Consider the following 10,295-nt stretch of genomic DNA (forward strand, 5'->3'; position numbering starts at 1 on the left):
GGTCTTATGTCACAAACTGCTGCTGTAACTACAAACATGATTTTTTGTAATGGTTTATTTGCAATTACCTCTGGTACTTTAGATGCTGAAAAGCCTGATGAGTTCTGGGCACAAGAGCAAATGAATATCTTCATTGCTGGTAACATGGATAACGTAGCAAAAGATATTGCTATGGGTAATGGTGAAGCAGTCGACACAATCGCAGCCATTCTTAAAGTAGAAGACAAAGAAGCTTTCAAAACTCAGCTTCAAGATAACTTCGCAAATATTTATACAACAAACGAAGTGACTCACACTGAAGTTGTAAGCAATATCATGGATATCGCTAAAAGCTAAGTTTATTAACTAGCTAGTTTTTAAGCCACCGATGAGAATCGGTGGCTTTTTTGTGCTTAAATGAGCTGTTTTATCTGTTTATCGTAACCATCACAAGTATATTATCGAGTCAATTTTATAAAGGGAACAGATGAAGTATTTTTTATGCTTTTTGCTGCTTATGTCAGCAACTGCAATGGAAGTGAGTGATTTAAAGAAATTAGCGAAAGAACGTGGCGTGGCCACAAAAGACCATTGGTTAAACTTATTGCATTACGATAGTGGCTTTTTTACTCAGGCTAGTGTGGTCGATGATGAGGGCTTTTTTCTCTCGCCTTTAGGTAAAATTAATCCTAACGCCGAGTTAGAAGCCTGTTTAGAGGCTTTTTCGAAAGGTGATCCGAGTGAAGATACTCATGTAGTTAACCGTTTTCCAGCACGTTTGGATTGGATTCTTGAGGAGTTGCCCGAGGCGAAGTCCTTGTTTGTCTCTGATCATAGTCCTAAGTTTCAGAGGATTTTAAATAATATTGCTCCAGATAAAGTTAAATTGGTCTTTCCAAGTCAGTATATGAATAATCCTTCATCATTATTTGGTCATACTTTACTGAATATTGAAGGTAAACGAAATAAAAAGCTTATGGCGTACTCAATTAACTATTCGGCGAGAACGGAGGAAACTGATGGTTTAAAATTTGCTGTAAAGGGTGTTCTAGGCATGTACCCAGGGACTTTTAATATAGTTAGGTACTTTGAGAAAGTGATTGAGTATTCCGATCACAATATGCGAGATGTGTGGGAATACGATTTTAAGTTCACTCAAAAAGAAATTGAAAGGATGTTGATGCACGTCATTGAGATGGAGAATATTAGTTCGGATTACTACTTCTTTGATGAGAACTGTTCATACAATTTACTCTTTGCTATTGACGCGGCTCGTCCAGGGATGAATTTGGCGAGGCAGGCGAATGATTATTGGGTTTTACCTGTGGATACAATAAAATTGGTTAAAGCCAATGATTTGCTTGAGCAGGGTCAGTATCGCCCCTCAAAGTCAACTAAAATTCGTTCTATTGCTGACCCTTTGAAGCCCAGTCAAAAACATTTATCAAAATCACTTTCTCGCCGCGAAGCGACTTCAGAGGAAGACTTAGTTTTGAAAGAGTCTTCATTAGAAGAACAACGTCGAGTCTACGATGTGGCCGTTGAATTGATGCTGATCCATTTAGCTGATGGAGAAATGACTCAAGAAGAGTACCAGGACTTGTACTTAGGTACTTTACGCAAACGGGCTAAGCTGGGGAGAAATGATAAGCCTTATGATTATGAAGTTCCTTTTGATCCCGCAGAAGGTCATGATTCAATGCGAGTTCAGTTAGGATCGGGGGCTTACGATGATCAAGGGTTTGTATCCTTGAGTTTGCGTCCAGCTTATCATGCTTTGGAAGATACTTGGGCAGGCTACCTGAAGGGGAGTGCTATTGAAGTACTTAATACTGAGCTTTATTACTTTTATGATGATGAAGATTTAGAGTTAAAGAAATTTCAGTTAGCGACAATTCATTCTTTAGCCCCTGTAGATGAATATTTTGATCCATTGTCCTGGGTAGTTGATGTGGGTGCAGAGTCACTGCGTTTAAGGGAGAATGACGAAGATTTACATGTGGCGACTTATATAGATACCGGATTTGGGCAAAGTTCCTTATTCAAGGACGAGATTTTGGTGTACGGCTTATTGCGTCCTTCACTACATTTTTCAGGTGTCTTGAATGATAATTATATGTTAGGTATTGGCCCAGAGTTAGGGACAATTTATTATATCAATCAACATAGTTCTGCACAGTTATCTGGACGTCATAGCTGGGGTGTGTTAGGGCAGAGTAATCAGATGACTGAAGTTAAGACAGGCTTGAACTGGAATCTAAGCAAAAGTGTTCACCTCAATAGTTACTTTAAGTGGACTGATTCCTTTCATCAGGATTGGAATGAATTGGGTCTAAAGGTGAATTACTATTTCTGAGCAGTCTTCTCAGTAAACTTACTATTCGATCTCGTAGGGGATGGGGATCTTATACTTATTAACGAGATTACGTAGTTGAGTTTTAATCTTTTTATCATTTGGGTTATCAGTGAGTTCGCCGAGTAAATATAAGATTTTATGGTGAGCCCAATTTTGTGCTAAAGTAGCTTTGCCTTTTGCCGATGTTTTAAAATCAATTTTAAAGGTAATCTCCTCAGGCCCTTTTGCGCCGACGCCTTTTACTTGAACAAGCGTGGATTGTTGTCCGCTTTTAAATTGTCCATAAATTGAGAGTGTTCCACCACGGTAGAGGTGAGGGAGTTCGCGAGGGAAGATTTCATCGTGATCAATTTGTGAAGAAAAACGATAGTTAAGTTTGCTGACTACTGTGTCAGAGTAGGTTTTTATAAAATTTTCAAACATCAGGCCTGAGCCCTCGGGTTCTTCTTGCAGAATACTGTACCCGCGATTACGTAGGGTTAAAAGGTCGAGTAGGAAGGGAGAAGTATCATCTCCATTGCTTATGGCAAAGATAGATGTTCTCGCTTGGTTGTCTTGGGTGATTTTACTGATGATTTCGACGCCTTCGACTCCGCCTCTCGTGGTGGTGTTGCCATCACTTGCGAGATAGATGATTCTGGGGTATTGGCTTTGGCTTCTCTGAGCTATGTAAGGACGAAGGCTTTTGTAAACGTCAGTTTTACCACCGCGTTTAGTGTTGTCTAAAAATTTGAGTGCCATGGCGATGTTTTCGTCATTTGCAGGTGCGTAACTAGGGAAGCAGCGACGATCTTTAATATTGAAGGTCACGATGTTAAAACGGTCTTGGGGAGAAAGGTTTTTAATGCCTTTTTTGATGGCGTAGGTGAAGTTATTAAACTGTTCGTAACGAATACTTGTGGATGTATCCAAAATAAACATAATTTCTTTGGCTTGTGAGATGAGACGTTTTGAGTTTTTATCTAAGGTGATATCCACTTGGAAATAACCTTGCTGATCTCTAGGGTCTACGTAGACTGAGGGGATAATTTTTAAAACGTCATCGAGTTGACCTTGGCTAGATTCATTCACTGATATTTGAGGGAGTGAGGGTTTTTTGATGAGATTTAGGGAGTTTTGGCCACGCGGATCACTCGGAGGGCTTAGGTCAATTGAAGGTCGTATGCTGGTTACGGGGAGTGTGATCGATGGTGCGGATCTGCCACCGATAGATGAGCCTGATATACCCTGCCCATCATTGGCTTTGAAAGAGAGGGCTTGATTGCCCACGTCATCAGTGTTCTCTACTCGCTTATCGATCAAGCTTTTGTTAGCGTCAGAAAGGTGTTCGTCAGATAACTGTGGTTTAATCTCGTAAATCTGAGGAGGAAGTTGGGTGGAAAGGGATTGCCCTGGAATTTGAGCACTCATCTTCATCTGCAACTTGGCGAGAGAGGTAGAGTCGACTTTAGGTGCGATGTCCGCATTGATTTTTAAATCTTCGAGTTTGACCTTGGCGGGAGTGATAGAAGGGCGCAATGCATTTTTGAGCTCTTGGTCGAGGTCACGTTTAGTTTTTGGTTCCCACTTTTCGACGCGCGGAGCAGGGCTTTTATATTGTTCTTTTGGGAGAGGCTTAATGGTGGTGCTTTTAAAAGAGTTGAGTACGCTTGTAAGCTGAGAGGAGAATATTAGAGCTAGGAGGGCGTGGAATACTAGGGAAATAACAATCGAAATAACGATGTACATGCTGTAATTTTTTTTATTCATAAAGGTGTTTTTTTGAGCAATAAAAGCAGTTTAGTTCATCGGTTTTGTGTCGGTTCTGATCAAATGAATTATAGTCACTATACTAAATAACTGATCTTAAAGTATCCGATTTCTGTGGAATTACTTACTAATCCGACTAAAATCACAAAACAAAAAATATTAGAAGATATTTATGAAAGAAATTTTTTTAGAATTTGATCTCTTTGGAAGTCAAATAATACTGCGCTGGTTTCAAGTCATGGCCGCAAGTGGTTTTTTGGCGGCTTTATTTCTTTTGAAGAAGAGGGCAAAGATTTATGGTCAAGATCCCGATAAGATTGAGACGACCTTATTTTACTCAATGATTGGAGCTATTATTGGTGCACGCGCACTTTTTGTGGTGCGTTATTGGGATGAAAACTTTGCCAATCGTCCCTTTTCGAAAATTTTTGCCTTTCAAGAGGGGGGCTTAGTTTTTCAAGGCGGTTTGATTGGTGGATTGATTATTGCTTATTTCATTTGTAAGCGCAATAAAATTAATTTTTTGACAGCACTAGATATAGCGGCACCCTGCATTGCCTTGGCACATGCCTTTGGGCGAATCGGTTGTTTCCTTAATGGTTGCTGTTTTGGTGGCCGTTGTTCTGTTGATGCTATTGCGGTGCAATATCCGAAAGGGAGCTTTCCTTGGACAGATCACCTCAAGCGTGGCTTTATTGAGCCCCAGGCAGAGTTATCAGCTGCGGTTCATCCAGCGCCCCTTTATTCAGTTTTTGCACTTGTAGGCGTTTGTCTCTTGTTGTGTTATTTAAGTAAAAAATTAGCAAAGCCCGGTATGATTTTTGGTCTATATTTTTGCGTTTATAGTCTATGGAGAATTATTGTTGAATTCTTCCGCGATGATCAAGATTTAACCGCAGGTTTATCTTTGGCACAGTATATAGCTATTGGCACCTTCTTGCTTGGTTGCGTTATTATAGTATTGTGTCGTCGAAATCGGGAATTAGACTTTCCCCAATTAGAAAAGGAATAGTTTATGGAAGTCCCAGAAGGATACACCCACTCGTGGGTAGTAGATGAATTTAATGAATGTCAGCGTTTAGATAGATATATATCTCAACAATTGCCAGAATACTCACGAACATTTTTACAGAAAAGCTTAAAGGATGGTGCTTTTGAGCTCGTGCGCTCTGGTGCCAAAATTAATGCACGTATGTCTGAAAATGTGATTGAAGGTGATTTTGTACATTACAAAATGCCTGAAGAAGCAGATGAAAGCACCTTGTTACCAGAAGATATTGAGCTCGACATTATTTATGAAGATGATGATATTTTAGTGGTTAATAAACCAGCAGGTATGGTCGTGCATCCGGGCGCAGGTAACTACACGGGAACATTAGTCAACGCTTTGCTAGGACGTGATTTAGATACTTTCAGTGCTATGGATGATGGCAGTAGTCGACCAGGGATTGTTCACCGTTTGGATAAAGAAACTTCAGGCGTGATTATTGTTGCGAAAAGCGCAAAAAATCTCGATAAACTAAGTCGTTCCTTTGCGAGGCGTGATGTGGAAAAGTATTACGTTGCTTTATGTCGTGGAACTATTCGCGTTGGCCGAGATACAATCACAAGTCATATTGGCCGTTCGCGTTCGAATAGGCAGAAAATGGAAAATACTAACGATTCAAATCGTGGTAAAGAAGCCATTTCTCATTACAAGGTTTTAGCGGACAATAATGGTGCGACCCTAGTTAAGTTAAAAATTGATACGGGCAGAACCCACCAGATTCGCGTTCACATGTCGGGAATTAATCATCCTGTTGTTGGTGATAAGCTTTATGGTGTGAGACGTTTGGATGAAAAAGAATCACCAGACAGGCACATTCTTCATGCTTGGAGAACGAGAATCATTCACCCTGGGACTCAAGAGATCATGACCTTTACAGCACCTTTGCACGATGATTTTAAAAGTGTGTGCGATAAGTTTGGAATTGAATTCGACGCTTAGTATTACTGAGGAGTCGTTCGCTCTTCGGTGAGGGGGACGACTTTTATAGCATTATGAAACTCTGGACAGACATGTGTGCACAATGTGCAGCCATTGCATAGAGCGGTTTTGACTCTCATCCTGCCTTCTGAGTCAGCGACAATAGCTTTTTCGGGGAGTGGACAAGCATCCGCACATGCCGAGCACTCGGGGTCAATACCATTCCAAGAATAACAGTTGTCAATATAAATTTGAACTTTACCTATAACGGGTTTTTCGTCTTCCTTTAAAACAAGAGCGTCTTCCTGGCATGCTGTGACGCATGGAGTATCCTCGCAGAGTTCACAAGGAATCACATCTTGTGCGATAATGGGAGTGAGGTTTGCCTTAGAGTTGGGGTCAAAGTGTTTGTAGATAGCTCCGGGGGTACAGGCTTCCATACAATCATTACATTGGGTGCATTTGTTGAGAAAGTCCGCTTCGGGCAAAGCTCCTGGAGGGCGAAAAAATTCTGCTGGGGCACTAGGGTTTTTATTAAGTTCTTTCTTTTGTTCTTTATGTTCGTGAACAACATCACGCATAAGAGAGCCAAAGTTTTTAAAACCTCTAAATAAGCTGCGTCGATTTTCCATTAGGCTTCAATAATTAAGTTAGATTTTGGTTTAAAGGAGCATGTTAATATATGAGCAGGACAGTCTGTTTCCATCTTATCTCCAAAAATATGTTCTACACTTCCGCTTATTAAAGGGACAGAACAGGTTCCGCAGTGGCCACTTCGGCAGCCGCGTCTGATATCTACGCCAGCTTTGTCAGCAAGGTCGAGAATGGAAAAAAAACTATTAGCTTTTGGGTCGTATTCGATCGTTTTTTTTGATAAACTAAACTGTATGGTATAAATCATTGCATTTCCTAATCTTAACTGAATTATATCACAAAGTTTAGAAATGGCTAGTTTATTTTTCTAGCTTATGAACCTTAGGGATGTGAGCGCTCCCTGAAATGATTTTTGATAAGCTGAGCAAGTCTTTGCGACATTCGCGAAGGCGCGTTTTTATGGCGCAGGGATTTCCGTAATCATATTTATCAATGAGTTCAGAGCTTGTTTTAAGGTGTTTTCTTAAATCAGCTAATTCTCTTTTGAGATGGCGTATTGTCGCTTGAGTTTCAGAGCTAGGCATAGGGTTTTTATTATTATTTTGCTTATGAATAGTTGAAGCTGCCATAGTGGAAATCGTTCTCAGGCTGGACTCCAGTTTTTTGGGTAAGCGATGTGAAGTGTATTGTTTGTCGACATAAAGAATGCCGATGGTTTCTTTCTGAGAATTTGAATAAGTGGTATTTAATGGGAGACAAATAATAGTTTTAATATCAAAATCGAACATGGATTGTGATTTTTCTTTAATGATGTCAGAATTACTTATATATATCGAATTATGTTTGTGGAGGCTGTTTTTAATAATTGATTGAGATATTTGTTGATCGCTTTCTACGATTGTCTTGAAATCACTATTCTTAGCTAATATTTCTTGGAGTTCGATTTCACCATTTTCATGGGTGGTAATCATGAAGCCATAGGCGCGCTCTAATCCAGTCATCAGTAAAAGTGTGTCCAAGCTTAGAGAAAACACATCTGAGACTGTATGGCATTCTAAAAGTGCATGTTTAAAGCTAATCGTTTGAAGTTGTCGACTGATGGAAGTGCTCACAGATTGATGTGCATATTCTGATAAAAATTCTTTTTCAAGTCTAGGGCTTCTGTTGTGTTTGTTGAAATAGATGAGCTCAAACTCTTCTTCTCCAAATCGTATCATGCAGCCATGCTCAAGACTATACTTTTGATTCGCTATTATATCTTGGTTATTAAATTTTATGTCATTCTCATTATGTGAAGAAATATAGTGAAAAAGCCCACCAGAAAAATGTAAAGTACAGACTTGTTTTTTAACACTGAGAGTGGGCAATAAAATGTCTGAATGGATGTCAGAGCCCACAGATTGACTTGTGGGGAGTAGGCCTATTTTTAAATCGCTAGGAAGAACGCCCTTGCCTGTGCTTTTCAAGCAGGCAACGGCAGCAGGAAGTTCGCAGGACGCGCAATATTTTTGGAAGTAATTATTACTTCTCTGGCAATTGTGGCATTCATAGCTTCGCGTGGACATAAAATCAACCTCGTTTTAGATAGCCTTAATATAGTGTAATGATTTGTATAGAAAACGAGTTTTGTGTTAAATCTATGTAAAAACAATCTTAATAATTAGTCTTGCCTTATATTGGGTCGTTCTGGTTTTCTCTAAGTTGCTAATAGTTAATTTATTATGAATATACATGTAATTCGTCGCCATTTGTAAGATCTATGAATTAGAGAGCGTAGTGCTTTTAACTGTAAAAATTAATTAAGGATAGTCACATGGTAAGAAGCGTTATTTTTGTAGCTTTAACTCTAATATTATCACCCCTAAAAGCAGATAATCTTATTTCAGATCCCAAGTTTAAAAAAGTAGAGGAGAATTGGTACCTGCGAAAATCTAAAGAGTACAAGGCGATAAAAGAATCATACAAAAAAGGTGTGTTTTCATTTTATACGCCCTCGTCATCTTCGAAAACTTACCTTGCATTGTACCATCAAGTTGAATTAGAAGAAGGGGCGAGTTATATGTTTAAGACCGAGGTCAAAGCCGATGGTAGTGGCGCAATAACTTATACTTATGGAACTTATGGAGATATCTTTGGTGCCAAAAAATCTAACAAGAAAGGTAAGGGTGGATCGAAGGAGTCAGATAAAGGCCAAAATTTAGGTTTGATGGCAATAACCTCCGAGACTTCGTCGGAATGGAAAGAGCATATTTGTTATTTTACTGTAAAAGCGAAAAAGAGTAGTCTTAATACTTATATGAAAGTTCTTTTAGGTGAGTATCAAGGTGACTATGCGATGCGCAACCCACAGTTGGTCAAAGTGGATGTTGTTCCTTCGGGGGTAAAAAAACATAGAGGATCAATCGAAGTTAAATAAAAATTAAGTAATTGATTTCAAGATGCTTTTCCATAGCCTTATAGTTTATAAACTTAAATAGGAGATAAACGATTAATAATTTATGGAAAAGCTTTTTTGTGACTAGTGTCTTTCTCGCCAGTAGTTCTTGTGTGAGTGAATATCAAGCTCCCCTGCAAGAAGGGCTTATCTTGGGCTCTGAGGCGAACTCTCTTAAAGGTAAGCAACTCAAAGATATATTGTTGGTTCAGCAGGAGATTAAACAAGATTTAAAAATTGATGATATTTCTCGCGTGGCAAGCCAGTCTAAAAAAGCAGTTTTAAACTTATTTATTAGCGGTAAGGCAGAGAGGAATGTGCATTTGCTCCCCTCTTTTTTGCCAGGTCCGAAAGTTAAAGTTGCTGTTAAGGGGAAGAGTTTAGGCTCGGGTTTTTGTATTCATCCTGATGGTTACATTATATCCAATGAACATGTGGTAAGAAATGGGGAAACGATTTCTGCAGTTGATGACACAGGAAAACTCTATGAGTTAGAGATCTTGGCCGAAGAGCCTAGTAAAGATTTGGCTTTATTAAAGATTAAAAACTTAAATAAGGATTTTCCTTATCTTGAGATGTGTTCTATTAATAAAAACCTAGAGGGAGAGCTAGTTATTGCCATCGGTAATCCTTATGGTTTTGGCCATTCGGTGACAATGGGAATTGTTTCGCAGCAGCATCGCGACTTATCAAGTTTTCAAAATGAAAATACTAAGGGAGTGGGTTACTTACAGACGGATGCAGCGATTAACCCTGGTTCTTCTGGAGGACCCTTAGTTTCGGTAAGGCGAGGTTGGGTTGGTGTGAATACGGCACAAATCCCAGAAACTAATAGTTTGAATTTTGCGGTGCCGAATTCGGCAGTTGTTGAATTCTTGCTTAAAGTTCTAAAAGAAGCTAATTAGGCTTTATTATATAGGCAATAAAAAAGGCGGTCAATGACCGCCTTTTTTTAAAACTAATTCTTTCTAAATTAGAAAGAGAAGCTTAAGTTAACGCCACCGAAGATCTCTTCGTTGTCTCCACCAGTAGAATCTTTAGCGTCTTCGATAAGAGCAGTGTAAGATACGAAAGGAGAAATACTGAGGTTTTCAGTGAGGTCGAAACTAAGTGAAGCAGATACTGAAACATCTGAGAAACCGTCGCCACCTGTTACTGTATCAGTACTATAGAGCCATGCTCCGCCGTCACTGTTGACCCAACCAACTGCACCACCG

The 10,295-nt window shown here is 39.4% G+C and carries 11 protein-coding genes; 6 read left to right on the forward strand and 5 right to left on the reverse strand.

The genetic code is table 11. The annotated features are described in order from the left end of the window. Together LNTAR_RS24170 and LNTAR_RS24175 are read left to right on the forward strand one after the other, a co-directional pair. The coding region (locus tag LNTAR_RS24170; RefSeq protein WP_007281408.1) for a DUF3015 family protein at window positions 1-336 on the forward strand (336 nt) is incomplete at its 5' end. A gap of 130 nt (window positions 337-466) precedes the next feature. Next, window positions 467-2,335 carry an Lnb N-terminal periplasmic domain-containing protein gene (locus LNTAR_RS24175; RefSeq protein WP_040915764.1) on the forward strand — a complete coding sequence of 623 codons (1,869 nt, stop codon included), beginning with the start codon at window positions 467-469 and terminating at the stop codon, window positions 2,333-2,335. 21 nt (window positions 2,336-2,356) lie between these two features. Here LNTAR_RS24175 and LNTAR_RS24180 read toward each other — a convergent pair whose 3' ends face one another. Next, the gene (locus LNTAR_RS24180; RefSeq protein ID WP_007281410.1) at window positions 2,357-4,084 is read right to left on the reverse strand and encodes a VWA domain-containing protein; all 1,728 of its coding nucleotides are present in this window, start codon (window positions 4,082-4,084) and stop codon (window positions 2,357-2,359) included. Window positions 4,085-4,256: 172 nt separating this feature from the next. Here LNTAR_RS24180 and lgt point away from each other — a divergent pair, with 172 nt between their 5' ends. Together lgt and LNTAR_RS24190 are read left to right on the forward strand one after the other, a co-directional pair. Next, the gene (gene lgt / locus LNTAR_RS24185; protein WP_007281411.1) at window positions 4,257-5,096 is read left to right on the forward strand and encodes a prolipoprotein diacylglyceryl transferase; all 840 of its coding nucleotides are present in this window, start codon (window positions 4,257-4,259) and stop codon (window positions 5,094-5,096) included. 3 nt (window positions 5,097-5,099) lie between these two features. After that, window positions 5,100-6,071, forward strand: a complete 972-nt coding sequence (locus tag LNTAR_RS24190) for an RluA family pseudouridine synthase (protein ID WP_007281412.1) — start codon at window positions 5,100-5,102, stop codon at window positions 6,069-6,071. 2 nt (window positions 6,072-6,073) lie between these two features. Here the strand turns inward: LNTAR_RS24190 and LNTAR_RS24195 are convergent, their stop codons facing one another. The 3 genes from LNTAR_RS24195 to LNTAR_RS24205 are packed head-to-tail and all read right to left on the reverse strand — an operon-like array spanning window position 6,074 to window position 8,209. Then, window positions 6,074-6,682, reverse strand: coding sequence for a 4Fe-4S dicluster domain-containing protein (locus LNTAR_RS24195; RefSeq protein WP_007281413.1), 609 nt, complete (start codon window positions 6,680-6,682; stop codon window positions 6,074-6,076). Next, the gene (locus tag LNTAR_RS24200) at window positions 6,682-6,951 is read right to left on the reverse strand and encodes a 2Fe-2S iron-sulfur cluster binding domain-containing protein (RefSeq protein ID WP_007281414.1); all 270 of its coding nucleotides are present in this window, start codon (window positions 6,949-6,951) and stop codon (window positions 6,682-6,684) included. Before LNTAR_RS24200 ends, LNTAR_RS24195 begins: the two co-directional genes overlap by 1 nt. A 52-nt stretch (window positions 6,952-7,003) precedes the next feature. Then, window positions 7,004-8,209 carry an FHA domain-containing protein gene (locus LNTAR_RS24205; protein ID WP_007281415.1) on the reverse strand — a complete coding sequence of 402 codons (1,206 nt, stop codon included), beginning with the start codon at window positions 8,207-8,209 and terminating at the stop codon, window positions 7,004-7,006. Between the two features lie 248 nt (window positions 8,210-8,457). Here LNTAR_RS24205 and LNTAR_RS24210 point away from each other — a divergent pair, with 248 nt between their 5' ends. Then, entirely contained in the window at window positions 8,458-9,060 is a 603-nt protein-coding gene (locus LNTAR_RS24210) for a hypothetical protein (protein ID WP_007281416.1), read from the forward strand. 98 nt (window positions 9,061-9,158) lie between these two features. Beyond that, window positions 9,159-9,983, forward strand: coding sequence for a S1C family serine protease (locus tag LNTAR_RS24215; RefSeq protein WP_007281417.1), 825 nt, complete (start codon window positions 9,159-9,161; stop codon window positions 9,981-9,983). 68 nt (window positions 9,984-10,051) lie between these two features. Here LNTAR_RS24215 and LNTAR_RS24220 read toward each other — a convergent pair. After that, window positions 10,052-10,295: MipA/OmpV family protein (locus tag LNTAR_RS24220; RefSeq protein ID WP_007281418.1), on the reverse strand; the 244-nt coding region annotated here is incomplete at its 5' end.

The sequence above is a fragment of the Lentisphaera araneosa HTCC2155 genome (assembly GCF_000170755.1).
In the GTDB taxonomy this organism is placed as follows: Bacteria; Verrucomicrobiota; Lentisphaeria; order Lentisphaerales; family Lentisphaeraceae; genus Lentisphaera; species Lentisphaera araneosa.